This is a genomic window from Streptomyces sp. NPDC004031, from assembly GCF_053604375.1.
Window position 1 is genome coordinate 97,850 of the sequence record NZ_JBSGHL010000017.1, and the last position, 23,923, is coordinate 121,772.

Annotated in this window: 25 protein-coding genes; 11 read left to right on the plus strand and 14 right to left on the minus strand. The window is 74.1% G+C overall.

The features are described 5' to 3' along the window. Nucleotides 1–89 precede the first annotated feature (89 nt). Nucleotides 90–689 (minus strand): TetR family transcriptional regulator, encoded by a 600-nt coding sequence (locus tag ACWERV_RS13815; protein ID WP_452932628.1) that lies wholly within the window; start codon nucleotides 687–689, stop codon nucleotides 90–92. Between the two features lie 205 nt (nucleotides 690–894). On the opposite strand from ACWERV_RS13815, the gene ACWERV_RS13820 reads away from it, so the two are divergent. Genes ACWERV_RS13820 through ACWERV_RS13830 form a run of 3 tightly spaced genes read left to right on the plus strand, consistent with a single transcriptional unit; the run spans nucleotide 895 to nucleotide 4,171 of the window. Then, a complete protein-coding gene (locus tag ACWERV_RS13820; protein WP_452932547.1) occupies nucleotides 895–2,313 on the plus strand; it encodes a glycosyltransferase family 4 protein in 1,419 nt (472 codons plus the stop codon). Further along, entirely contained in the window at nucleotides 2,307–3,068 is a 762-nt protein-coding gene (locus ACWERV_RS13825) for a class I SAM-dependent methyltransferase (protein WP_452932548.1), read from the plus strand. Before ACWERV_RS13820 ends, ACWERV_RS13825 begins: the two co-directional genes overlap by 7 nt. Then, nucleotides 3,065–4,171, plus strand: coding sequence for a prenyltransferase/squalene oxidase repeat-containing protein (locus ACWERV_RS13830; protein WP_452932550.1), 1,107 nt, complete (start codon nucleotides 3,065–3,067; stop codon nucleotides 4,169–4,171). The genes ACWERV_RS13825 and ACWERV_RS13830 overlap by 4 nt, the downstream gene beginning before the upstream one ends. Nucleotides 4,172–4,213: 42 nt before the next feature. Here ACWERV_RS13830 and ACWERV_RS13835 read toward each other — a convergent pair whose 3' ends face one another. The 4 genes from ACWERV_RS13835 to ACWERV_RS13850 all read right to left on the minus strand — a co-directional run bounded on the left by ACWERV_RS13835 (nucleotide 4,214) and on the right by ACWERV_RS13850 (nucleotide 7,357). Next, entirely contained in the window at nucleotides 4,214–4,498 is a 285-nt protein-coding gene (locus ACWERV_RS13835) for a hypothetical protein (RefSeq protein ID WP_398191752.1), read from the minus strand. A 140-nt stretch (nucleotides 4,499–4,638) separates the two neighbouring features. Beyond that, a complete protein-coding gene (locus ACWERV_RS13840; protein WP_452932553.1) occupies nucleotides 4,639–5,454 on the minus strand; it encodes a hypothetical protein in 816 nt (271 codons plus the stop codon). 202 nt (nucleotides 5,455–5,656) lie between these two features. After that, complete coding sequence (locus ACWERV_RS13845; protein ID WP_452932556.1) at nucleotides 5,657–6,571, minus strand: N-acetylmuramoyl-L-alanine amidase; 915 nt, start codon at nucleotides 6,569–6,571, stop codon at nucleotides 5,657–5,659. 105 nt (nucleotides 6,572–6,676) lie between these two features. Beyond that, on the minus strand, nucleotides 6,677–7,357 hold the full coding sequence (locus ACWERV_RS13850) for a class I SAM-dependent methyltransferase (RefSeq protein ID WP_452932558.1): 681 nt from the start codon (nucleotides 7,355–7,357) through the stop codon (nucleotides 6,677–6,679). 219 nt (nucleotides 7,358–7,576) lie between these two features. Between ACWERV_RS13850 and ACWERV_RS13855 the strand changes: the two genes are divergently transcribed. Further along, the gene (locus ACWERV_RS13855) at nucleotides 7,577–9,025 is read left to right on the plus strand and encodes an MFS transporter (protein WP_398191741.1); all 1,449 of its coding nucleotides are present in this window, start codon (nucleotides 7,577–7,579) and stop codon (nucleotides 9,023–9,025) included. A gap of 35 nt (nucleotides 9,026–9,060) precedes the next feature. Here ACWERV_RS13855 and ACWERV_RS13860 read toward each other — a convergent pair whose 3' ends face one another. Together ACWERV_RS13860 and ACWERV_RS13865 are read right to left on the minus strand one after the other, a co-directional pair. Continuing rightward, nucleotides 9,061–9,687, minus strand: coding sequence for a response regulator (locus ACWERV_RS13860; RefSeq protein ID WP_398191738.1), 627 nt, complete (start codon nucleotides 9,685–9,687; stop codon nucleotides 9,061–9,063). Beyond that, nucleotides 9,684–10,994 carry an MFS transporter gene (locus ACWERV_RS13865; protein ID WP_452932562.1) on the minus strand — a complete coding sequence of 437 codons (1,311 nt, stop codon included), beginning with the start codon at nucleotides 10,992–10,994 and terminating at the stop codon, nucleotides 9,684–9,686. Before ACWERV_RS13865 ends, ACWERV_RS13860 begins: the two co-directional genes overlap by 4 nt. Before the next feature lie 102 nt (nucleotides 10,995–11,096). Between ACWERV_RS13865 and ACWERV_RS13870 the strand changes: the two genes are divergently transcribed. Continuing rightward, nucleotides 11,097–12,182, plus strand: a complete 1,086-nt coding sequence (locus ACWERV_RS13870) for a DUF5937 family protein (protein ID WP_452932565.1) — start codon at nucleotides 11,097–11,099, stop codon at nucleotides 12,180–12,182. A gap of 62 nt (nucleotides 12,183–12,244) precedes the next feature. Next, complete coding sequence (locus tag ACWERV_RS13875) at nucleotides 12,245–12,703, plus strand: ASCH domain-containing protein (RefSeq protein ID WP_452932567.1); 459 nt, start codon at nucleotides 12,245–12,247, stop codon at nucleotides 12,701–12,703. Between the two features lie 51 nt (nucleotides 12,704–12,754). Here ACWERV_RS13875 and ACWERV_RS13880 read toward each other — a convergent pair whose 3' ends face one another. The 3 genes from ACWERV_RS13880 to ACWERV_RS13890 all read right to left on the minus strand — a co-directional run bounded on the left by ACWERV_RS13880 (nucleotide 12,755) and on the right by ACWERV_RS13890 (nucleotide 15,773). Then, nucleotides 12,755–14,020: a sensor histidine kinase gene (locus ACWERV_RS13880; protein WP_452932570.1), complete on the minus strand. Its 1,266-nt coding sequence runs from the start codon at nucleotides 14,018–14,020 to the stop codon at nucleotides 12,755–12,757. An 80-nt stretch (nucleotides 14,021–14,100) separates the two neighbouring features. Next, nucleotides 14,101–14,832, minus strand: coding sequence for an ABC transporter permease (locus ACWERV_RS13885; protein ID WP_452932630.1), 732 nt, complete (start codon nucleotides 14,830–14,832; stop codon nucleotides 14,101–14,103). Beyond that, nucleotides 14,832–15,773 carry an ABC transporter ATP-binding protein gene (locus ACWERV_RS13890; RefSeq protein ID WP_452932573.1) on the minus strand — a complete coding sequence of 314 codons (942 nt, stop codon included), beginning with the start codon at nucleotides 15,771–15,773 and terminating at the stop codon, nucleotides 14,832–14,834. The genes ACWERV_RS13885 and ACWERV_RS13890 overlap by 1 nt, the downstream gene beginning before the upstream one ends. 131 nt (nucleotides 15,774–15,904) lie before the next feature. Here ACWERV_RS13890 and ACWERV_RS13895 point away from each other — a divergent pair, with 131 nt between their 5' ends. Both ACWERV_RS13895 and ACWERV_RS13900 read left to right on the plus strand, forming a co-directional pair. Then, entirely contained in the window at nucleotides 15,905–16,396 is a 492-nt protein-coding gene (locus ACWERV_RS13895; RefSeq protein WP_452932576.1) for a hypothetical protein, read from the plus strand. Between the two features lie 156 nt (nucleotides 16,397–16,552). After that, on the plus strand, nucleotides 16,553–17,197 hold the full coding sequence (locus tag ACWERV_RS13900) for a dihydrofolate reductase family protein (protein WP_452932632.1): 645 nt from the start codon (nucleotides 16,553–16,555) through the stop codon (nucleotides 17,195–17,197). 61 nt (nucleotides 17,198–17,258) lie between these two features. Here the strand turns inward: ACWERV_RS13900 and ACWERV_RS13905 are convergent, their stop codons facing one another. After that, complete coding sequence (locus tag ACWERV_RS13905; protein ID WP_452932579.1) at nucleotides 17,259–17,579, minus strand: hypothetical protein; 321 nt, start codon at nucleotides 17,577–17,579, stop codon at nucleotides 17,259–17,261. Between the two features lie 248 nt (nucleotides 17,580–17,827). Next, a complete protein-coding gene (locus tag ACWERV_RS13910; protein ID WP_452932582.1) occupies nucleotides 17,828–18,544 on the minus strand; it encodes an SDR family NAD(P)-dependent oxidoreductase in 717 nt (238 codons plus the stop codon). 97 nt (nucleotides 18,545–18,641) lie between these two features. Between ACWERV_RS13910 and ACWERV_RS13915 the strand changes: the two genes are divergently transcribed. After that, nucleotides 18,642–19,262: a TetR/AcrR family transcriptional regulator gene (locus ACWERV_RS13915; RefSeq protein ID WP_452932585.1), complete on the plus strand. Its 621-nt coding sequence runs from the start codon at nucleotides 18,642–18,644 to the stop codon at nucleotides 19,260–19,262. A gap of 19 nt (nucleotides 19,263–19,281) precedes the next feature. Here ACWERV_RS13915 and ACWERV_RS13920 read toward each other — a convergent pair whose 3' ends face one another. Next, a complete protein-coding gene (locus ACWERV_RS13920) occupies nucleotides 19,282–19,773 on the minus strand; it encodes a MarR family winged helix-turn-helix transcriptional regulator (RefSeq protein WP_452932588.1) in 492 nt (163 codons plus the stop codon). A 95-nt stretch (nucleotides 19,774–19,868) separates the two neighbouring features. Between ACWERV_RS13920 and ACWERV_RS13925 the strand changes: the two genes are divergently transcribed. Beyond that, a complete protein-coding gene (locus tag ACWERV_RS13925; protein ID WP_452932592.1) occupies nucleotides 19,869–20,843 on the plus strand; it encodes a quinone oxidoreductase family protein in 975 nt (324 codons plus the stop codon). 6 nt (nucleotides 20,844–20,849) lie between these two features. Here ACWERV_RS13925 and ACWERV_RS13930 read toward each other — a convergent pair whose 3' ends face one another. Continuing rightward, nucleotides 20,850–22,223, minus strand: coding sequence for a PP2C family protein-serine/threonine phosphatase (locus ACWERV_RS13930; RefSeq protein ID WP_452932595.1), 1,374 nt, complete (start codon nucleotides 22,221–22,223; stop codon nucleotides 20,850–20,852). A gap of 334 nt (nucleotides 22,224–22,557) precedes the next feature. On the opposite strand from ACWERV_RS13930, the gene ACWERV_RS13935 reads away from it, so the two are divergent. Beyond that, nucleotides 22,558–23,808: a GH12 family glycosyl hydrolase domain-containing protein gene (locus ACWERV_RS13935; RefSeq protein WP_452932598.1), complete on the plus strand. Its 1,251-nt coding sequence runs from the start codon at nucleotides 22,558–22,560 to the stop codon at nucleotides 23,806–23,808. The last annotated feature ends 115 nt before the right edge of the window (nucleotides 23,809–23,923 follow it).

Consider the following 23,923-nt stretch of genomic DNA (forward strand, 5'->3'; position numbering starts at 1 on the left):
TCGCGCCACCCGTGTGGGTGACACGGTCAGGCTTTGGCCAAACGTCGGCGCGGCCTCGTCCCGCGCCTCACCCGAGCCTCGCCCGCGCCTCACCCCGCCGGGATCAGCCGGCACACCGTGCGGATGTCCGTCTGCACCTGCCGTACCGCCGCGCGGTCGGTCAGCCAGCTGACCAGCGCCGCGTGCCAGGTGTGCTCCACCACCCGGACGGCCGAGAGGCATTCCGCGCTCGGCTCCCCGCCCAGCCGCATCGCGTCCAGGATGATCGCCCGGGTCAGCACCGACACCGTGTCGACGTCCTCGCGCACCGACCGGTCGGCGAAGATCACCGCCCGCACCATGGCCTCGGCGAGCAGCGGCTCGCGCTGGAGCGCCCGGAAGGCCCGCAGCAGTGTTTCGGCCACCCGCTCGCCGGGGGTCGCGGCGGCCGGGGGGCGGTCCAGCAGCGTGCCGTGCAGCCGTCCGAGCTGGTCCTGCATCACCGCGACCAGCAGATGGATCTTGGACGGGAAGTAGCGGTAGAGCGTGCCGAGCGCGACCCCGGACTCCTCGGCGACCTCCCGCATCTGGACCGCGTCGAAACCGCCCCCGGCGGCGAGCCGGGTGCTGGCCTCCAGGATGCGGCGCCGCCGGGCCTCCTGCCGTACGGTCAAACCGGACAGACTTGTCACACGGTTCGCACTGGTCACACCGGTCCTGCCGGTCACACCACCGGTCACGCGGTCCATGGGCACGTCCGTCCGTCACGCAGGCGGCCTCCCGGGGGCGCCGTCCGGCCCGCGGGGGGCCGTCCGGTTGCCGGGTGATCCACCCTCTGTACCATCGAGTCTGAAACTTGTTCTAGATTAGCGCGACCGGTTACGCTCCGGCTCAATCGCTGCGAAGGGGGCCGGAGTGACGGCAGATTCCAGACCGCTGCGGATCGCGCTGCTGAGCTACAAGGGCAACCCGTACTGCGGCGGCCAGGGCGTCTACGTACGGCACCTCTCCCGTGAGCTGGCGGCGCTCGGCCACCGCGTCGAGGTGATCGGCGCCCAGCCCTACCCCGTCCTGGACGCGGTCGGCGCGGGTGTCACCCTCACCGAGCTGCCCAGCCTCGACCTCTACCGCCAGCCGGACCCGTTCCGTACGCCCTCGCGCGGCGAGTACCGCGACTGGATCGACGCGCTGGAGGTCGCCACCATGTGGACCGGCGGCTTCCCCGAGCCGCTCACCTTCAGCCTGCGGGCGCGCCGTCATCTCGCCGCCCGCCGCGCCGACTTCGACGTCGTCCACGACAACCAGACGCTCGGCTACGGACTGCTGGGCCTGCGGATGCCGCTGGTCACGACCATCCACCACCCCATCACCGTCGACCGGCGGCTGGAACTGGCCGCCGCGCAGGACTGGAAGCGGCGCGCGTCGGTACGCCGCTGGTACGGCTTCACCCGCATGCAGAAGCGGGTGGCCCGGCGGCTCCCCTCCGTGCTCACCGTCTCCGGCTCCTCCAGCGCCGAGATCACCACGGACCTCGGAGTACGCCCCGAGCGCGTGCACACCGTGCCGATCGGCGCCGACACCGCGCTCTTCAGCCCCGACCCGGCGGTGCCCGAGGTACCCGGCCGCATCGTCACGACCTCCAGCGCCGACGTGCCCCTCAAGGGCCTGGTCTTCCTCGTCGAGGCGCTCGCGAAGGTCCGCGCCGCGCACCCGGACGCGCATCTGGTCGTCGTCGGCAAGCGCCCCGAGGCCGGGCCCGTCGCCGAGGCGATCGAGCGCTACGGGCTCGAAGGCGCGGTCGACTTCGTCAAGGGCATAAGCGACGCGGAGCTGGTCGACCTCATCCGCAGCGCCCAGGTCGCGTGCGTGCCGTCGCTCTACGAGGGCTTCTCGCTCCCCGCCGCGGAGGCGATGGCGACCGGCACGGCGCTGGTCGCCACCACGGGCGGCGCCGTCCCGGAGGTCGCCGGACCCGACGGCGAGACCTGCCTGGCCGTCCCGCCGGGCGACGCCCCCGCCCTCGCCGCCGCCCTCGACCGCGCCCTCGCCGACCCCGCGCTCCGCCACCGCCTCGCGTCCGCGGGCCGCACCCGCGTCCTGACCCACTTCACCTGGGCCCGCGCGGCCGTGCAGACCTCGGAGCTCTACCGCGAGGCGATCGCGAGGCAGGGCAGCGGGGCGCAGGGCAGCGTTGCGCAGGAGCCGGTTACTCAGGGGCGCGGGGAACTGCGCGCTCAGTCCTCCACCGGCCGGTGGTCCGGGGACGACAGCAACGACCCCTTCGGTGCGGAACCGGAGCGGGCAGCAGCCGTAAAGGGGAGCACCTCATGCTGACCGTCGACTTCACCCGCTTCCCCGTCGCCGAAGGCGACCGCGTGCTGGACCTCGGCTGCGGCGGCGGCCGCCACGCCTTCGAGTGCTACCGCCGCGGCGCCCGCGTCGTCGCGCTGGACCGCAACGGCGAGGAGATCCGCGAGGTCGCGAAGTGGTTCGCGGCGATGCGGGAGGCGGGCGAGGCGCCCGCGGGGGCGAGCGCGGTGGCCATGGAGGGCGACGCCCACCATCTCCCCTTCCCCGACGACAGCTTCGACGTCGTGATCATCTCCGAGGTGATGGAGCACATCCCCGACGACAAGGGCGTGCTCGCCGAGATGGTGCGGGTGCTGCGGCCCGGCGGCCGGATCGCCGTGACCGTGCCGCGTTACGGGCCGGAGAAGGTCTGCTGGGCGCTCTCCGACGCCTACCACGAGGTCGAGGGCGGCCACATCCGCATCTACAAGGCCGACGAGCTGCTGGAGCGGATGCGGGAGGCGGGCCTGCGCCCGTACGGCACGCACCACGCGCACGGCCTGCACGCGCCGTACTGGTGGATCAAGTGCGCGGTCGGCGTCGACAACGACAAGGCGCTGCCGGTGAAGCTCTACCACAAGCTGCTGGTGTGGGACATCGTGAAGAAGCCGCTGGCCACCCGGCTGGCCGAGCAGGCGCTCAACCCGCTGATCGGCAAGAGCTTCGTGGCGTACGCGACCAAGCCGCAACTGCCGGACGCCGCCGCGGTGTTCGACGAGTCGCTGGACGCCCCCGCGTGACCAGGGCCGGGCGGTGGCGCGGTACCGAACGGCTCGTGCTGCCCGGTGTGCTCACCGCCGAGCAGGCCGAGCACACGGTGGACGCGCTGCTCGCCGCGCAGCGGCCGGACGGGGCGATCCCGTGGTTCCCCGGCCACCACCTCGACCCGTGGGACCACATCGAGGCCGCGATGGCGCTGGACGCCGCGGGCGAACGGGACGCGGCGGAGGCCGCGTACACCTGGCTCGCCCGCCACCAGCAGCCGGACGGCGGGTGGTTCGCCGCCTACCAGGACGGCGACCCGGCGCGCCCGGTGGACCGTTCCCGCGAGTCCAACTTCTGCGCGTACGTCGCCGTCGGCGTCTGGCACCACTACCTGGCCACCGGCGACGACGCCTTCGCCGACCGGATGTGGCCGACCGTCGCCGCCGCCGTGGAGTTCGTGCTCGCGCTCCAGCAGCCCGGCGGGCAGATCGGCTGGAAGCGGGAATCCGTGGAGGACGGCGGGGCGGTCGTCACCGACGCGCTGCTGACCGGGAGTTCGTCGGTGCACCAGGCGCTGCGCTGCGCGCTGGCGCTGGCCGAGCACCGCGAGGAGCCGCAGCCGGACTGGGAGCTGGCGACCGGTGCGCTGGGCCACGCGATCCGCCGGCACCCCGAGCGCTTCCTCGACAAGTCCCGCTACTCGATGGACTGGTACTACCCGGTGCTCTCCGGGGCGCTGCGCGGCCCGCGTGCCGTGGCCCGGATCGAGGAGGGCTGGTCCCGCTTCGTGGTGCCCGGCCTCGGGGTGCGCTGCGTGCTGCCCAACCCGTGGGTGACCGGCGGGGAGAGCGCCGAACTGGCCCTGGCGCTGTGGGCGGTGGGCGAGTCGGACCGCGCGGTGCGCATCCTCGCCGACATCCAGCACCTGCGCGCGGACGACGGGCTGTACTGGACCGGCTACGTCTTCGACGACGACGCCTACTGGCCCGTGGAGCGCACCACCTGGACGGCGGGCGCGCTGCTGTTGGCGGTGGCCGCACTCGGGGGGGACGAGGCGACCACCGCGGTCTTCGGGGCGGAGCGGCTGCCGAACGGCCTTGCGCCCGGCTGCTGCCCGCCCCGGCTCCGAGAGTGCTGAACGTTCTGAAGGAGAAGGCTCCGGTGGGTCACCGGGGGCCGGTCAGCGGTTGACCCGGCCGGCCACCACCTGGGCGATGGCCAGGTAGACCACGGCCGGCAGGCCGTAGTTGAGGACCGTGCGCCAATTGGCGTTGTCCGGGGTGAAGAGGTCCCTCGACCAGGTCGCCAGCCAGTTCGCCGAGTGGTGGACCCAGTTCACCAGGTCGTTGCCCCGGTTGGCGTCGAAGACGAAGAAGATGATCCACAGGATGAGGATCAGCGCAGCGATGTCTGCGGCGATCATGATGATCGCCGCGGCGGGGTTGCCGCCGTAGCGTCTGTACATGACGGCTGTCTTGCCGCGATCCGTCGTTCGAAACCCCGTGCGGGAGCGGTGCGCACGCGCGGGCCCGGACATGCGGAACGGCGGCCGGCCGCCCCGTGCGGGGAGGCCTGCCGCCGTGTGGTGCCTTGAGGAGATACGGTTCAGCCGCGCTGGATTCCGCTGCTGTCCTGGAGGACGCCGCGGCGCCCGTCCTGGGTCTGCGCGATGAGCTGCGCACCGCGCTGGTCGACCGCGAGGTACCAGGTGCCCGGGGTCAGTTCGGCGATCTGCGCGCCGGAACCGTCCTCCGCGTACAGCGGGCGCGGCACCGGCACCGCGAACCAGAAGGCGCTGAAGTCCGAGGCCGCGGCGGTCGGCTGCGGGGCCTGCGGCGCGGCGGTCTGCGCGCCGTACGGCTGCTGGCCGAAGCTCGGGTCGACGGACTGCGCGCCGCCCGGGTAGCCGTAGCCGGCCTGCTGCGGGGTGGCGCCGTAGGACGGGCCGCCCACCGCGTAGGGCTGCTGCGCGGCCGGGGCGGGGGCGCTCGCCAGCGGCGCCTTGAGCGCCGGGAGGCGGTCCGACAGCGGCGCGACGACCGCGATGACCACGCCGAAGACGAAGGTCAGCCAGGCGCCCGCGCCCTTGTCGTACCCGCCGAAGTCGGTGAAGAGCACGGCCCACACGGCCGTCCAGCCCGCGAAGAGCGACAGCGCCACCGACCACTGCTTGAACGACAGCCCGAGCACCTGCTTGCCGTTGAACTGCGGGGCGTGCGAGGCGAACACCGCCGCACCGGCGGCGACGGCCGTCAGGGTGACCGCGGGCAGCACCGGGAAGAGGCCCGAGTGCCAGAGGTTCTTGGACGCGGACCCGTACTGCGAGTCGATGCTGATGTACGGCAGGAAGGAAGCGATGAGCAGCAGCGCCGCTGCTCCGATCACCGCGCCGTCTCCTCGGGTCAGGGAGCGGATGTTCACGTCAGGTCCTGTCCTTTGTCGGTACTGCTTCTGCTGGTGTCTGTCGTGCTCTCGCAACGGCTCTCGCACCCGCCGCGGGTGCGGCATGTGCGCCCTGGCACCGTCGAGTTCGGGGAGGTGCCCCATGGTACGGGGACGATCTTGACCGGGTGGGCTCGTATACGCATTGGTGCACGATCCATACCGGACTGCTACAGCCCTGTCACCTCTTCCCTTCCAGGAAGGCGGTGAGTCCGTCGGCGATCCCCTCGGCGGCCTTCTGCCGCCAGGCCGGGTCGGTCATCTCGGCGGCGTCGCGCGCGTTGCGCATGTTGCCGCACTCGATGAAGACCTTCGGCACCCTGGTGAGGTTGAGCCCGCCCAGGTCGTCGCGGACGGTGAGGCCCTTGCCGCCCAGGTAGTTGGCGAACGGCTCACCCGTCACCGCCGTGAAGTGCGACCGCAGGGTGGTCGCCAGGCGCAGCGAGGGCGCCGCGACGGCGCGGGTGTCGGCCGCGCCCTTGTGCACGGACTTGGGCGCGATCACATGGAAGCCGAACTTGTCGGCCGGTGCCCCGTCGGCGTGGATGGACAGGGCGGCGTCGGCGTGCGCCGCGTTGCCCGTCCGGGCCCGCTCGTCGACACAGGGGCCGTACGGGCGGTCGCCGTCGTAGGTGAGCACCACCTTCGCGCCGCGCGCCTCCAGCAGCGCCCGCACCCGGTGGGCGACGTCCAGGGTGTACGTCGCCTCGGGGTAACCGGCGTTCGTCGCCGTGCCGGTGGTGTCGCACGCCTTGCGGTTGGTGCCGATGTCGACGGACTTGCCGATCTCGGCGGTGTGCCGGGCGTTGCCGAGGTTGTGTCCCGGGTCGAGCACGACGACGCGGCCGGTCAGCTCCCTGCGGGGCGCCGTGGACGCCGGGCCCGCAGTCGCGGAGTCACCGTGTGCGACCGGGGCGGGGCTCGTACGATCGGCGGCGGGCGCCGCCGCGGGCCCGCGGCCGTCCGCCGTACCGGCGTCCGTGCCGCGGTGCGCGTCGTACACGAACCAGCCCCCGGCCAGGGCCGCGACCACCACGACTGCCGTGACGGCCAGCGACCTGCTCCGAGTGCCCCCGTGTGACTCGTTGCTGAACACGCCCGCGACTCTATCGGCCCGGCTCGCCGCCCCGCACCGCCCCCGCGCAACGGCCACCCGGCGCGACCGGGCCGCTACCGTACGTCCGCCGCGGGGCGGTGGCTGTCACCGCGTGTGCTCGCCACCGGTCACTCTGCGCAGCAGCCGCAGTGAGCCCGTCACCGACTCCTCGGCGAACTCGCCGGACTCCAGCGCGCGCAGGTACACGCGGTAGGGGGCCTGGCCGCCGTCCGCCGGGTCGGGGAAGACGTCGTGGATCGCGAGCAGCCCGCCGGGCGCGACGCGCGGCGCCCAGCCCTCGTAGTCGGCGCCCGCGTGCTCGTCGGTGTGGCCGCCGTCGATGAACACCAGACCGAAGGGACGCGCCCACAGCGCCGCCACCTGCGGCGACCGCCCCACGACGGCGACGACGTGATCCTCCAGGCCCGCCGCGTGCAGGGTGCGGCGGAAGTGCGGGACGGTGTCCATCAGCCCGGTGTGCGGATCGACCAGCGTCGGGTCGTGGTACTCCCAGCCGGGCTGCTGCTCCTCGCTGCCCCGGTGGTGGTCGACGGTCACCACGACCGTGCCCGCCCGCCGGGCCGCGTCCGCGAGCAGGATCGTCGAACGCCCGCAGTACGTACCGATCTCCAGGACCGGCAGCCGCAGCCGCGCGGCCGCGTCGCGCGCCGCCGCGTGCAGGGCCAGGCCCTCGTCCGCGGGCATGAACCCCCGGGCCGCCTCGAACGCGGCGAGCACGTCCGCCGCGGGTCCCGCCGTCTCCGCCGTCTCCGTCGCCTCTGTCATCCCCGCATCCTACGAAGCCGCAGGTCGTGCGGGTACGCAGGGCGCGTCCTCCCGGGTCGGCGCGGCGAGCGGTCGCCGGTCCCGCCGGACGCCCGGCGTACGCCCCCCGGGCCGCGGGCGGTAGTCGCACGCGGGCCGCGGGGCGTAGGCACCCGGGGCCATGGTCGTAGTCCCAAGTCCCGATGCGGAGAAGGCCTCCGGACCGGGAGCATGGGGCCCATGAGTGAAATCCTCGGAGAGCGCACCACCCCGTCCGACCGCGGCACGCGCAGGGCGGCACCCGCCTGGGCGGTGCTGCTCGCGGTGTGCGCCGGGCAGTTCCTCGTGGTGCTCGACGTGTCGGTGGTCAATGTCGCGCTGCCCTCGATGCGCACCTCGCTCGGCCTCGGCGAGAGCGCGCAGCAGTGGGTCGTCAACGGATACGCGCTCACCTTCGCCGGCTTCATGCTGCTCGGCGGACGCGCCGCCGACCTGCTCGGCCGCAAGGCCACCTTCGTCACCGGCCTCGGCCTGTTCACCGCCGCGAGCCTGGCGGGCGGCCTCGCGCAGAACCCCGCGATGCTCATCACCGCGCGGGCGGTGCAGGGCCTCGGCTCGGCGGTGCTCGCCCCCGTCACCCTGTCCATCCTCACCACCTCCTTCCCCGAAGGCCCCGAGCGGACCCGGGCGATAGCCACCTGGACCGCGGTCGGCGCGGGCGGCGGCGCCGCGGGCGGTCTCGTCGGCGGCGCCCTCACCGACTGGCTGTCCTGGCGCTGGGTGCTGCTCGTCAACGTGCCGATCGGCGCGCTGGTGCTGATCTGCGCGGTGCTCTTCCTCACCGAGAGCCGCGGCCAGTCCGTGCGCCGGCTGGACATCCCCGGCGCGGTGCTCGTGACCGGCGGCGTCGCCGCGCTCGCGTACGGGATCGCGGAGACCGAGTCGCACGGCTGGACGTCGGCGCGCTCGCTGGGCCCGCTCGTCGGCGGCCTGCTGGTGCTCGCGCTCTTCACGGCGGTCGAGGCACGCACCGCCGAACCCCTCATCCACCTGCGGCTGTTCACCATCCGCTCGGTGTCCTCGTCGAACACGCTGCTCTTCGTGTCGGGCGCCGCGACCTTCTCGACGTGGTACTTCCTGTCCCTCTACATGCAGCAGGTGATGCACTACAGCCCGATCCGCACGGGCCTGGCCTTCCTGCCGCACACCATCGCGATCGTCGCCGGGTCCAAGCTCGCCCCGCGCCTCATGGCCCGCTTCGACGCCCGGCTCCTGGTCGCCTGCGGCGGCCTGATCTCCGCGGCGGGCCTGGCCTGGCAGAGCCGGGTGAGCGCCGACAGCACCTTCGTCGGCATCATCCTCGGACCCGGCCTCCTCACCATGTTCGGCGCGGGCCTGATGATGACCCCGGTCGCGGCCGCCGCGATGTCCGGCATCGGCCGCACGGACCAGGGCCTGGTGTCCGGCCTGCTCAACACCTCCCGGCAACTCGGCGGCGCCCTGGGCCTGACGATCCTCGCCACGATCGCCGCCTCCCGCATCACCGCGCGCGGACACGCGGGCGCGAGCGACGCGGTGGCGCTGTCCTCCGGCTACGGCCTGGCGTTCCTGGTGAGCGCCGCCTTCCTGGTCGGGGCGAGCGCGCTCGCGGTGCTGCTGCCCAAGCCGCAGCCGCAGCTCAAGGGCTGAGGCCCCGGCCGCGCTGAGCGGTCACGCGCCGCCCGTCAGAGCCAGCCGTTCTGACGGGCGGCGCGCACCGCCTCCATGCGGTTGCGGCTGCCGGTCTTGCCGATCGCCGCGGACAGGTAGTTGCGGACGGTCGACTCCGACAGGAAGAGCTTCCCGGCGATGTCGGCGACCGTCGCGCCGTCCGCGGCCGCGTTGAGCACGTCCCGCTCCCGCGCCGTCAGCGGACTCGGCCCCGCGCTCAGCGCCGCGGCGGCCAGCGCCGGATCGATGACCCGCTCCCCGCGCAGCACCCGCCGGATCGCCCCGGCCAGCTCCTCCACGGGCCCGTCCTTGACCAGGAAGCCCGCCGCCCCCGCCTCCATCGCCCGCCGCAGATAGCCCGGCCGTCCGAACGTCGTGAGGATCAGCACCCGGCACTCCGGCAGCTTCTCCCGCAGCTCCGCGGCCGCGTCCAGCCCGCTCATCCCCGGCATCTCGATGTCGAGCAGCGCCACGTCGGGCCGTACGTCCAGCGCCTCGGCCACCACCCGGTCCCCGGCCCCGACCTGCGCGACGACCTCCATGTCGTCCTCCAGGTCCAGCAGCAGCGCCAGCGCCCCCCGCATCATCCCCTGGTCCTCGGCGAGCAGCACCCGCACCGACCGCGCCCCGTCCTCCGTCACCCCGCCACTTTACGGCCCGCCCGAGCGGGCCTTTCCCCGAGCCCGGGGCGTTCCGGGCGGGGCCGGGGCGCTCCGGCCCGGCGGGCCGTGTCCGGGCCGCGTCCGCGGTGGCCTTCGGCGGCCACCGCGGCGGCGGACCCGAGTGTCGCCGCGGCCAGGCCGCCCCACAGCGCGGCCGGGCCGTGCGGGGCGAGCGCGGTGATGACGGCGGGGGAGACGGCGAGGCCGAAGCCCGTGGAGAGCTGGAAGCGGGCGAGGGCGCGGCCCAGGACGGGCGCCGGGGCGAGCGCGGTGACGAGGGCGGTGGCGCTGCCCGCGTAGACGATCTCGCCGACGGTGCAGAGCACGGACACCGCGGCGACGGCGGGGACCGCCCGGCCGCCGCCCAGCGGGACGGCCGCGAGGAAGCCCAGGTAGGAGACGGTCAGCAGCACCCCGGAGGCGGCCAGTACGGTCCGCCGCGGGAAGCGGGCCAGCGCGGCGGTGAGCGGCACCTGGAGCGTGACGACCAGCACCGTGTTGGCCACGAACACCGCCCCCGGCCACACCGCGGACGCGTGCAGCTGTGTCGTCAGGACCAGCGGGAGCGCGACCTCGGGGACGTTGAGGCAGAAGACGTAGACGACGTTGGCGGCCAGCAGCAGGCCCATCCGGGGCGCGGGCACGGGCGCGCCGGTCCCGTCCCCGGCCGGGACGGTGTCCGCCGGGTCCGCGCGCACATGGACCGACCGGGCGAGGGCCGCCGCGGCGAGGTAGGCGAGCGCGGTGACGGCCGCCAGCGTCCGCAGCGCCCCCGTGCCGCCCGCCATGCACGCGGTCGCGAGCAGCGCCCCGGCGCCGAGGCCCGCGTTGCGCAGGGCGCGGGCCCCGGCGAGCGCGGTGTCGCGCTCCCTGCCGTGCGCGACCGTCGCCACGAGCGCGGCGTGCGCGGCGGGCCAGGCCTGGTTGCCGATGCCGAGGAAGAGCGCGGCCGCGACGAAGAGCGGGACGTGCCCCGCCGGAGCGGCCAGCAGCAGCGCCACACCCAGCACCCGCACCAGCATCGACGCCGCCACGACGGTGCTGCGCGCGCCGCGGTCCAGCCACCGGCCCACCAGGGGCATGCACCCCAGGCCGACGACGATGCCGGCCGTCATCGCGGTGCCGGTGACCGGGGCGGACAGCCCCAGCACCGTCACGCCGTACAGCAGCAGGAAGGGCCGCAGCAGGCCGGTGCCGAGCGCGTCCACGGCCAGGGCGACGGCGTAACGGGGGCCTCCCGAGGCGCGGACGAGGGCGCGGGGCCGAAGCGCGGTGGTGGTTGCCATGACGTCAGACGGTGCGCCCGGCCGCCGGGGCGGGGCACGCCGGTTGACGCCTCCCGTCAATCGGCGCCGCCACCCGGGCCCCCGTGCGGTGATGATGGGGGCATGACGCTGAGGATCGACATCAGCGGCGCGCCCTCCGAGCCGGTGCGGTTCGCCGCCTCCCCGCTGGCCGAACTGACCGCGATGCTGCACGTGCTCGCCGAACCGGGCCACCACCCGCAGTTCGCCGCGTGGGCCGCGGACGTGTGGGCCGGGCTGCCGCCGGAGCTGGCCGAGCGGCTCCGGGAGGCGGAGTTCCTCTGGCGTTACACACAGGCCGACTTCCTGATACCCGGGCGTCCCCGGTCCACCCTCGCCGAGGAACTCGACGACGTGGACCGGATCGACGACGAGACGTACGTGACGGCCGCGCTCGTCACCACCTGCGGCAGCAACCGGGTGCACTTCCGCGGGGCCTCGCCGCTCACCGACGCGGTGGCGCGCGAGCGGGCCCTGGAGGTCGCGCAGGCCCGCGGGGCGCTCCAGGAGGCCTTCGCCGAACGGCTCCTCGCGGACCCGGCGGCGGTGCGGGCGCGGGTGCGCCGCACCCTGGAGGAGTGCGCGGAGGCGTTCTTCGACGCGGCCTGGGCGGGCGTCGTGGTGCGGCTCGCGACCGATCTGCGGCTGAAGAACGAGCTGCTCAGGCGGCAGGGCCTCGGGGCGGCGCTGACCTCGGTCTCCGGCGCGGTCGGCCTGGCGGCGGACGGCGGGTGCATCGTCGTGGACAAGGTCCAGGACAAGGCGACCGCCGCCCGCGTCGCCGGAGCGACCTTCATCCCCAGCGTCTTCAACCGCCCGCACCTGGTCGCCGTCCACGCGCCCGGGTGGCACCCGGTCGTGCAGTACCCCGTCGCGGGGCCCGCCCCGGCCGAGCCGGTCTCCGTGGAGACGGTCACCCTCCGGCTGGAGGCCCTCGCCCACCCGGTACGGCTCCGGCTGCTGCGCACGCTGGCGCGCGGCCCGCACACCACCAGCGAACTGGCCCACTTCTGGGGGCTGTCGCCCCCGGAGGTCTCCCGCCACCTCGCCGTCCTGCGCCGCGCGGGCCTGCTCACGTCCCGGCGGCACGGCCGGTACGTCCGCTACTCCCTCAACCTTCCCGACCTGACGGCACTGGGCAGCGACCTGCTGTCGGCCGTCCTGCGCTGAGCAGGAGACCGGCCGTGCCCGGCCTCGTGGCCCGCGGGGGCGAGCCGCTAGCGTGACGTGCCATGACGAGTGGAACAGAGGGCGGCGCCGAGCCGCCGGGGATCATGCAGCTGGGCTTTCCCGGGGAGCTGCGCGACCAGCTGGTCGCCGCGGTGCTGGACGGCAGCAAGACGTCCACGACCGGGGTCGTCGCCGCCTACACGCACGAGGGGGAGGAGCTGCCGCGGGTCGGGGAGCGGTCGGTGGTGCTGGACTCCGCCGGGCAGGGGGTCGCCGTCGTCGAGGTCACCGAGGTGCGGGTGGTGCCGCTCGGGGAGGTGGACCTCGCGCACGCGGTGGACGAGGGGGAGGGCTACACGACGGTCGAGCAGTGGCGCCGCGGCCACGAGGCCTTCTGGCACAGCGACGCGATGCGCGAGGCCCTGGACGACCCGCACTTCACGGTCGACGACACCACCCCGGTGGTGCTGGAGCGTTTCCGCGTCGTGGCCGACCTGCGCACGCCGACCCCGGAGGCCTGACCCCGCGCGGCCGGACACCAGGCCCGACCCGGGCCCGGCCGCGCCCCCGGCTCAGCCCGCCGTGTCCTCGCCCGTCGGCAGCACCGCCGTCACGCGGAAGCCGCCCGACGGGGACGGGCCGGTCGTCAGGGAGCCGCCCGCCGCGGCGAGGCGCTCGGTCAGGCCGCGCAGGCCCGTGCCCGTACGGGGCAGCGTCGCGGTGCTCCCGGCGGCCGTGGGGCGCGGCGGGGCGGCGGGCGCGGGGCCGCAGCCGTCGTCGGTGATCGTCAGCCGGGCCTGCCCGTCCGCCGCGTGCAGCTCGATCCGGGCGCGGGCCGCGCCGCTGTGCCGTACGACGTTCGTGACCCCCTCGCGCACCACCCAGCCCAGCAGCGCCTCGGTCTGCGGCGGCAGCGGCGGGCCCGACTCCCGCACCACGACCTCGATGTCGGAGGCGGCCAGCGCCGAGCGCGCCCGGTCCAGCTCGGTCGCGAGGCTGCCCTCGCGGTAGCCGGTGACGGCCTCGCGGATCTCGGTGAGGGCCTGCCGCCCGACCGCCTCGATGTCGCCGACCTGCGTCAGCGCCGCGTCCATGTCGCGCGGCGCGAGCCGCCGCGCGGCCTCCGCCTTGACCACGACGACGGACAGCGTGTGCCCCAGCAGATCGTGCAGGTCGCGCGAGAAACGCAGCCGCTCCTCGGCGACGGCGTTGCGCGCCAGCTCCTGCCGGGTGGCCTTGAGCTGCGCCACCGCCTGGAAGAGCGTGATGATCAGCGACACGACGAAGCCGGACAGGAACGTCCCGTACGCCAGGCTCGTGGTGCTCCAGAAGCCCTCGTGGTGCAGGCTCGACACCACGCCCGCCGAGGCGCTGAGCACCGTCAGCGAGGCGCCCAGGAAGCGGCGGCTGCGCGACACGCAGCCCGCGCCCAGCGACGTCAGCACGAACAGCAGCATGAAGTTGCCGCCGTAGCCGATCGCCAGCGCGAGCGTGACCGCGCCGAGCGCCGCGAGCAGCCGGTAGGGCACCCGGCTGCGCCGCCACCGCTCGCTGAAGGACGAGCGGACGGTGGACACGTACAGCACGCAGAAGAGCAGGAGCCCGCTCCCGGCGAGCCAGGGCAGGGCCACCTCGCCCTTGAGGATGTCCGCGCCGGGGCCGATCACCATCAGCAGCCACGGGATGAGGGCCCCGCCGTCGGGCGCCTTGAGGTGCTCGACCTCCTGCTCGAAGTCCTCGGGGCCGCGCCGCCACCACATGCGGCGGCTGCACGCCTCGTCCGGGGCGTCGGCGTCCGCTTTCGCGGTGCCTGCCCGTTCCGTCCTCGTCCTTGCCATGGTGGTCCCCGTCCCCCGTCGAGTGCGCTGCCGCCTTGCGTCCGCCGGGGGAGGCGACGCCGGTCCGTACGGTCGTACGGTCATACGGTCCGGGCGCTCCGCCGGTAGGAGAACACAGCGTAACCGGCGAAAACGACCAGCCAAAGGCCCAGCACCGCCACCGTGCCCGGACCGGGGGCGTGCCGGTCCAGCACGCTCCAGCCCAGATCGCCGAAGCGGGCGGTGGGCGTCCAGCGCGATATCGCGGCCAGCCAGCCGGGGAAGACGTCCGCCGGCAGCCACAGCCCGCCGAGCACCGAGAGCCCCATCATGCTGACCATGCTCACGACACCGGCGGTCTGCGCGGTGAGCCCGTAGCCGTTGCCGAGCCCCAGCAGGGTGAAGGGGATCGTGCCCAGCCACATCAGTACCGCCGCCGCGGCCCACTGCCACACCGCGAGCCGCACCCCGTCCACGAGCGCGCCCGCGGCGAAGACGGACACGATCGCCGGGAGCACCGTCACCCCCGCCGTCAGCGCCCGCGCCAGCACCACCTGGAGCGGGGTCAGCGGGGTCACCCGCAGCTGCCGCAGCCAGCCGCGCGCCTTGTCGTCCGCGATCCCCGGCCCCACGCCGAGGGCCGCGCCCATCGCCCCGTACGCGGCCATGCCGATCATCGAGTAGCGGGCGTAGTCCATGGTGTCCTCGGCGGACTCCCCGGTGCCGAGGTTGGTGAAGAGCAGGTACATCAGCAACGGGGTCGCGATGCCCACGACGACGAAGCCGGTGTCGCGCAGCGTGCGGCGGACCTCCAGGCGGATGTAGGCGAGCATCATCGGACGGCCTCCTCGTACGGAGCCGCGGCGGGCTCGTGGTCTTCGGTCTCGTGCGGGGTGTCGTGCGCGGTCAGGGTGAGGAACGCCTCCTCCAGGCTCGCGGGCGTCACGCTCAGCCCGCGCACCCGTCCGGCGGCGGCCAGCGCGAGGACGGTCGCGTCGGAGTCGGCGCTGCGCAGCACCGCCCGCTCGCCGCGCACCTCCAGCGACAGCACCCCCGGCAGCGTGCGCAGCCCCGCGGTGCCGCCGCCCGCGAGGTCGAACGCCACGAGCGTCGCGCCGACCCGCCGCTTGATCTCCTCGCCGGTGCCGTCGGCGACCGTACGGCCCCCGTCGAGGACGACGACGCGGTCCGCGTTGCCGTCCGCCTCCTCCAGGTAGTGCGTCGAGAACAGCACGGTGTTGCCGCGCGCCGCGTACCCGCGCATCGAGCGCCAGAACGCGCGCCGGGCCTCCACGTCCAGCGCCGCCGTCGGCTCGTCCAGCACCAGCAGCTCCGGCCCGCCCGCCACCGCCAGCGCGAACCGCAGCCGCTGCGCCTGCCCGCCGGACAGCCGGTCCGCCCGCCGCTCCGCCAGCTCCCCGATCCCGGCCAGCTCCAGCGCCTCGCCCGCGGGCAGCGGCCGCGGATACGTGGCGGCCACGAAGTCCACCAGCTCCCGTACGGTCGCCCGCGGCACGGGGCTGCCCGCCTGGAGCATCGCCCCCACCCGGCCCGCCCGCACGGCCTCCCGCGGGGTCCCGCCGAAGACCCGCACCTCCCCGTCGTCCGGGCGGTCCAGCCCCAGCAGCAGCGCGATCGTCGTGGACTTCCCGGCGCCGTTGCGCCCGAGCAGCGCGCAGGTCTCGCCCGCGGCGAGCCGCAGATCGAGCCCGGCGACGGCCTCGACGCTCCCGAACCTCTTCCGTACTGCGCGTAGCCGCGCGGCATCTTCCATGCAACTGACGCTAGGGGCACGGGGGTTGGCCGGGGCAGCACCGAATGTCCCCGGGGCCCCGGTACAAATGTCCCGCCCGCGGGGAAAGGCCAGGTCACCGCCGTTCCCGGCGGTCGGGCACGATGGGGTCCATGAACGCCCCGCGCCCGCGCCCGCACCCGCGCCCGCGCCCGCGTCCGCACCTGCCGAGCACCGAGGCCGCGGTGCGCGCGATCCGCGAGATCGCCGAGGAGTACGGCCTGGAGATGGCCGTCACCGACGACATCGGCGCCGACCGCACCTCCCGCCGTACGTCCGCCGGGGCCTTCACCGTCCTCGACCCCGACGGCTCGCTCCCGCACGAGGCCTTCGTCGACCTCGGCGGCTCGCCCGCGCTGTCCGTCCGCCTCTTCCCGGAGGACGACGCGAAGATCACCGTCGACGGGGTCGACTTCCACGACGTCCCCCGCGACAGCGTCCCCGCCTTCCTCCGCTCCGTCCGCGAAGGCCTCGCCTACGTGACCGCCCGCCGCCTCTTCTCGGGCACCTGGCTGACCGTCCCCCTCCCGGGCGACGAGACGTACAGGGAGCTGATCCCCCGCAGCACCCTGACCCCCTGGCTGGCGCGCAGCATCCGAGGCTAGGCCTACCGGCGAGGACGCCTCCCGGCTGCTCCGGCCGGATGACGCGCGGGAGGAATTCCGCGTGTCGTGTCGATCGCGGGCCGCGCCGTTCGACGTACCTATGTGGGGCATCCGCTCCACATGACGGCACGGACAGGGAACGGCGAGGTCAACGCCATGGGACAGCTGCTCAGGGTCATGAATTTCTGCGTCGCGCGGGACGGCGTCGCAGCCGCGGAGAACCAGAGTCTGGAGATGCCCTTCGGGCTCCCGCACCCCGAGCGGCTGTTCAGCTGGGCCGGGGCGACGGCGAGCTGGCCGAACCGGACCGACCCCGGCGGGACGCGCGGGCTGGACGACTACTTCACGCGGGATTTCCTGAACAACATCGGCGCCGAGATCATGGGGCGCAACAAGTTCGGTCCGCAGCGCGGCCCGTGGGAGGACCACGAGTGGCAGGGCTGGTGGGGTGACGAGCCGCCGTTCCGTACGCCGGTGTTCGTCATGACGCACCACACCCGGCCGTCGTTCTCGCTCTCCGACACCACCTTCCACTTCGTCGACGCCGACCCGGCGACCGTCCTCGCGCAGGCGCGCGAGGCGGCGGACGGCAAGGACGTACGGCTCGGCGGCGGGGTCACCACGGTCCGCGAGTTCCTGGACGCCGACCTCGTCGACACACTGCACGTCGCCGTCGCCCCGCTGGAGCTGGGGGAGGGGCTGCGGCTGTGGGACTCCCCGAAGGACCTGGAGGACCGCTTCCACCTGGAGGTGATCCCGAGCCCGAGCGGCATCGTGCACCACCTGTTCTGGCGCCGCTGACCACCCGCGCGACCGTACGCGGCCGGGGCCTCGCCGGGCCCCGGCCACCGGACGCCGACGGTCAGCCGATGATCCGGACCGACAGCGGGCTCTGGTAGGCCACCGCCCGGCCCGGTGCCAGATTCCCGGTGAAGTTGGTGCAGTCGGCGTTGTGGAAGTAGCTCAGCGTCTTGTCCGTCTCGTTGGACAGCAGCGTGGCGTAGACCTGGAGCGTGAGGCAGACGTTGTCCGGCGGGCTGTCGATCCGGAACTCGTTCTGCGCGTAGTCCCAGTACCGGATCTGCCCCGAGGCGGCGTGCGCGTCGGTGGTCATGGTGACGGCCAGGACGGCCGCCGAACCGAGCGCCAGGACGAACCTGGCCAGGCGTGCGGATGCGCGCATGAGAGAGGGTCCCTTTTCTGTGCGGATCGGGCTCGTATGTTCGAGCCAGCGGTAAAGAGATCCCCTTTTGTCCTCAATTTTTGAGCAATGCACCCGCAGGATGACTCGGATGGTCGTGCGACAGCAGCGGCCGGATCCGGTGGCCTCGTCCCGGACGATCCGGAGTACGGCCTCTTCCGGAAAACGCCGGGGCCTTCCCGTCTCCAGGGTGGGGTCCACCTCGCGTGTGGCGTGCCGGGGCCCCCGGGCTACCAGGGGACGTCCGCCCCGTGGCGGTCCAGGAAGCGCAGGCCCGGTGTGCCGGAGTGCGCTTCGAGGACGTCCACCAGCAGCGGGACGCTCTCCTCCGGGAGGAGCGGCGCGGCGGGGCCGCCGAGGCGGGTGCGGTTGTGGCCGGGGTCGAGGAGGAGCTTGGTGTGGCCGTCGTCGGCGTGGCGGGTGGCGTAGCTGCGCATCAGCTGGTTGAGCGCGGCCTTGCTGGCTTTGTACAGCTCGTAGCCGGGCTCGGTGTTGAGGCTGACGCTGCCCTGTTCGGAGGACATGACGGCGACCGTGCCGCCGGGCGCGACCAGCGGCCGTAGGGCTTCCAGCGCACGCAGCGGGCTCAGCGCGTTGGTCAGCATCACCTCGGTGAACATCGCGGTGGAGACCTCGGTGACGGGCAGATCGCCGCGGTCGACGGCGGCGTTGACGAAGAGCAGGTCGAGCGCCCGGCCGGTCAGCCGTTCGCGCAGCGCCGCCAGCTCGTGCGGGCTGGTCATCTCCAGCGTCTCGATCTCCACCCGGCCCTCCCGGGCGCGGGCGACGGCCCGCAGCTCCGCGCTGTCGCGGCGCACGGTGGCGACGACGTGCCGGCCGCGGCGGGCCAGCTCGTCGGCGAGGACGAGGCCGAGCCCGCGGGAGGCTCCGATGACGAGGGCCTGGCGTGTGGCGGTGGCGGTGGCGGTGGCGGTGGCGGTGGACAACGCGTACTCCTTCGGGGGGTGGCGGGGAGAGCTGACTCTAGACGAGACGGTGCGTCTAGACAATGTCCGGGAAGCCCCCGCCGGATAAGGTGGCCACATGCCCGACGCCAGCCCGCCGCCCGCCCGCAGGCCGCGTTCCGGCCCCCGGCGGGACGAGGCCGCGCGGCTCGCGGTCCTGCACGCCGCGGACGACCTGCTCGTCGAACTCGGCTTCGGCGCCCTGACCGTCGAGGCGATCGCGCGCCGCGCCGGCGTCGCCAAGCAGACGATCTACCGCTGGTGGCCGTCCAAGGGGGAGATCCTGCTCGACACCCTCGTCGAGGACAGCGCCAAACGCCTCCCCGTCCCGGTGGACACGCCCACCGCGGACGCCGTCCGCGGCTACCTGCGCGCCCTCGCGCGCTTCCTCGCCGACGACCCGGCGGGCAAGGTCCTGCTCGCGCTCCTCGCCGAGGCGCAGCACGACCCCGGCACCGCCGAGCGGCTGCGGACGCGCTACCTCGACCCGCGCAGGGCGCAGGAGCGCGCCCTGCTCGCGGGTGCGATCGAGGCTGGGGCGATCGCGCCCGGACCCGCGCCCGGACCCGCGCTCGGGCCGGACGCGCTGCTGGACGCGCTCGTCGGGCCGCTCGTCTACCGCGCCCTGACGGGCGCCTCCGTGCCGGACGGCCTGGTGGACGCGCTCGCCGACGGCCTGCTGAGGCCCGCCGCGCGCTGACCGTACGCCCGGCGCGTGCTCACACCGCGTCCGCGCCCGGTTCCGGGAGCAGCTTTGCCGCCAGCGCGGGCAGCAGTGCGCGTTCCTGCTGTGTCAGGGGGGACGTCAGCGCCGTGATGCGGGCGGCGATCGCGGTTGCCGCGTGGTCGGTCAGGGCGCGGCCCTCGGGGGTGAGGGCGACCAGGACGGCGCGGCCGTCGTGGGGGGAGGGCTCGCGGCGGACGAGGCCGCGCTTCTCGGCGCGGGAGACCAGGCCGGTCATGGAGGACTTGTCCAGGCCCAGGTGGCGGGCGAGTTCGAGCATGCCGGGGCGGCGGTCGCGCAGGATGCCCAGCAGCCGGGCCTGGATCACCGACAGGTCGTACTCCGCGGCGACCCGGGCGAGTTCGGCCTGCACCACGAACGACAGCTGCACCAGCGCGTCCATCGTGCGTATCGCCTCCGTGCCGCCGTCCGTACGGCCGCTCGCGGGCAGCACTTCCGTGCCGGTCGGCATCGTTTCCGCGGGCATCGCGGTCTCCCGTCGCTTGACGTAGTACGTGGCACAAACTACCGTCGAGGTAGTACGTGGCACAAACCATACTCCGCCCCCGGGAGGGCCGCCCCATGCATGCCGCCGTCGTCCACAGCTTCGACACCCCGCCGCGCTACGGCACCGTCGAGACCCCGCAGCCCCGCGGTGAGCACGAGATCCTGGTGGACGTCCTCGCCGCCGGGCTGCACCCGCGCGTACGGTCCGCCGCCGACGGCAGCCACTACACCTCGGACGGCGTGCTGCCGCTGGTCCCCGGCGTCGACGCGGTCGGCCGTACGGAGCAGGGCGAACTGCTGTACTTCGTCGCGTCCGACGACGCCCCCGGCACCATGGCGGAGCAGGCCGTCGCCGACCGGCGGCGGGCGGTCGTCCTGCCGCCCGGCACCGACCCCGTCGCGGTGGCCGCGGCGATGAACCCCGGCATGTCCTCGTGGATCGCGCTGCGCCGCCGCGCCGCCCTCGCACCCGGTGCGCACGTCCTGGTGCTGGGCGCGACCGGGAACGCCGGCATGCTCGCCGTCCAGATCGCCCGGCACCTCGGCGCCGCCCGCGTCGTCGCCGCCGGGCGCGACCCCGAACGGCTCGCCCTGCTGCCCGGCCTCGGCGCCGACGCGGTCGTGTCGCTCGGGAACGGCGGGAACGGCGCGGACGGCGGGGGCGGCGCGGACGCTCTCGGGCGGGAGGCCGCCGATGTCGATGTCGTGCTCGACTACGTGTGGGGCCCGCCCACCGAAACCGCCCTGCGGGCGGTCCTGACCGCCCGCAGGGACCGTTCCGCGCCGCTCGCCTGGGTGCAGATCGGCTCGGTCGCCGGGCCCGACATCACCCTGCCCTCGGCCTGGCTGCGGGCCGCGAACGTCTCGCTGCTGGGCAGCGGCCAGGGCTCCGTCAGCACCGCCGGGATCGTGGCCGAGCTGCCCGGACTCGCCGCCCACATCGGCTCGGGCGGGCTCGCGATCACGCCCGTACCCGTACCGCTCGCCGACGTCGAGGCCGCCTGGACGGCGCGCGCCGAGCCCGGCCACCGGGTCGTCCTGACCCCCTGAGACGGGTCAGAGCCGGATGACCATGAGGGAGACGTCGTCCTCCTGGCCGTCCGGTTTGGCCATCGCCTTCAGCAGCCCGTCCGCCAGCTCCTCGGGATCGAGGGTGCGCAGTTCGCGGACGGCGGCGACGAGCCGGTCCAGGCCGACATCGATGTCCTCGTCCCGCCGCTCGATCAGGCCGTCGGTGTACATCACCAGCGTGTCGCCGCCCCTGTAGTCGGCGGTCGCCTGCGGGCGCGGCACGTGCTCCATGCGGACGCCCAGCGGCGGGTCGGTGGCCTGGTCCAGGAAGCGGGAGGTGCCGTCCGCGCGCATCAGCACCGGCGGCGGATGGCCCGCGTTGCTGTACGTGAGCAGCTTGCTCGACGGATAGACCTGGCACGCGAAGGTCGTCGACGACATCGCCCCGGGCATCGACCGCGCGTACAGCCCGAGCGTCTCCAGCGCGCCGCTCGGGCCGTCCGCGACGCGCATCGCCGCGCTCAGCGCGCTGCGCAGCATCCCCATGACGCTCGCCGCGTCCACCCCGTGGCCGACGACGTCGCCGACCGTCAGGCCGAGCCGCCCGTCGGGGAGGTCCAGCACGTCGTACCAGTCGCCGCACGCGTTGAGGTCGCGCAGCGCCGGGCGGTAGCGCACCGCGATCTCCGCGTGGGTGTCCAGGTCGGGGGTGGTGAGCATCGCGCGCTGGAGGGTGAGGGCGAGGTCGCGGCTGCGGCTGGTCATCTCCTGGAGCTGGGCGTTGGCCTGCTGGAGCTCGCGCGCCCGGGTGAACAGCTCGGCGCGCGGGGCCTTCATCAGCTCGTCGTCCGGCGCGGGCCCGCCGCCCTCGTGCTCCCCGCGGACGAAGGAGGTGACGTCGTCGATGCGGTGGATGATCAGCTCCACCTGACCCTCCGGGCCGACCAGCGGGCGGTTGGTGACGTTCCACCAGCGGGGGTCGAAGGCGCCGGGCCGGCCGGGGTGGGGGATCGCGAAGCGGTGCAGCAGCAGCATGTTGGGGCGGCCGGTGCGCAGCGCCAGCTCCAGGCCGTGGCGCTGGGCCTCGGCGCCGTGGGACGTCGGCTCGCCGGGGTCGGGCGGATAGGCGTCGAAGAAGTTGAGGCCGGTCAGCTCGGCGGCGGTGCGGGAGGTGACCTCGGCGTAGGCGTCGTTGAGGGCGACGATCGTGAGGTCGCGGTCGAGGACGACGCAGGCGGCCGGGACGGCGGCGAACAGGGCTGCGTAGTCCAGGGCGCGCGGGGCGGTGGGCTGGTGGCCGGTGCCGTCCGTGGCGCCGGTGCCGCCGGTCCGCCCGTCGCCGCGCCCCGCGGCCGTACCGCTCGCGCTCCTGCCGCTGTCCCCGCTCCTGCCGTCGCTCTCGTCGCTGCCCGCCACCACGCCGCCTCCACCCGCTCCCGTCCGGCGGCCCAGTCAACCCGCGGGCCCCGTCCGGCCGGTGCACGCCTCCCGCGACGCGCCCGTACGGCCCCCATCCAGCGCAGTGCCCCGCGTCGGCCGGTGGCCCCCACCTGCGGATACGTGCGTGGGTCGGACGGGACTCTTGCCACGCGTGGGACGCCACCCTTACCGTCCTTGTTCCGAAGCAGTTGTGGGAGCGCTCCCATGCTGATCGAATCGAATCGAACCACGATCGAATCGCATCGAAAGGAGCCCGCCCGCACCGCGCTTGCTCGGTCCCCCCACCTCCGTGCCTGTCATCGAAGGGACAAGCATGAAGTCGCTACAGCAAGCCCTCCGCTCCACGCGCAGAACCGCCGTCGCCGCGCTCGCGGTACTCGGCCTCGGCGTCGGCGGCCTGGTCACCCTGGCCTCCGCCCCGGCCGCGCACGCCGACACCCAGATCTGCGACCAGTACGGGTCGACGACCGCGGGCAAGTACGTCGTGCAGAACAACCGCTGGGGCACCAGCGAGGCCCAGTGCATCAACGTCACCAGCAACGGTTTCCAGGTCACCACGGCCGACGGTTCGGTGGCCACCAACGGCGCCCCGAAGTCGTACCCGTCGATCTACAACGGCTGCCACTACAAGAACTGCTCGCCCGGCACCAACCTGCCCGCGCAGCTCAGCGGCATCAGCAGCGCGCCGACGAGCATCTCGTACGGCTACGTGAGCAACGCGGTCTTCGACGCGGCCTACGACATCTGGCTGGACCCGACCGCGAAGACGGACGGCGTCAACAAGACCGAGATCATGGTGTGGTTCAACCATGTCGGCGCGGTCCAGCCGGTGGGCTCCAAGGTGGGCACCGCCAACGTCGGCGGCCGCAGCTGGGACGTGTGGACCGGCAACAACGGCGGCAACGACGTCATCTCCTTCGTCGCGCCCTCGGCGATCAGCAGCTGGAGCTTCGACGTCAAGGACTTCGCGAACGAGACGATCAGCCGCGGGCTGGCCCAGAGCAACTGGTACCTCACCAGCGTGCAGGCCGGTTTCGAGCCCTGGCAGAACGGCGCGGGCCTGTCCGTCAACTCCTTCTCGTCCTCGGTCAACACCGGCGGCAGCTCGACCAACGGCGGCACCACGAACGGCGGTACGTCGAGCGGCACCACCAACGGCGGCACCTCCAGCGGTACGTCGACCGGTACGACCAACGGCGGTTCGACCAACGGCGGTTCGACCAACGGCGGCAGCACCGGCGGCACGGGCTCGTCGGCCTGCAAGGTGACGTACGCGACGCAGACCTGGTCTGGCGGCTTCACCGCCAACGTCACGATCGCCAACACCGGCTCCAGCGCGGTCAGCAGCTGGAAGCTCGGCTTCACCCTGCCCTCGGGCCAGAGCGTCACCAGCGCCTGGAACGCCACGGTGAGCCCGTCCTCCGGCGCCGTCACGGCCAGCAGCCTGGCCTACAACGGCTCGATCCCGGCGGGCGGTTCGCAGTCCTTCGGCTTCCAGGGCACCTCGACGGGCAGTACGGCGTCCCCCAGCGCCTTCACCCTGAACGGCACCGCCTGCTCCTGATCCGGCCTGATCCGTTTCGACCCGGCGGCCTTTCCCGACCGAAGCCGCCGCACCCGCGCCGCCCGCCTTTCCGGCGGGCGGCGCGGGTGCGCCGGGGTGAATGCGAAATCGCGGT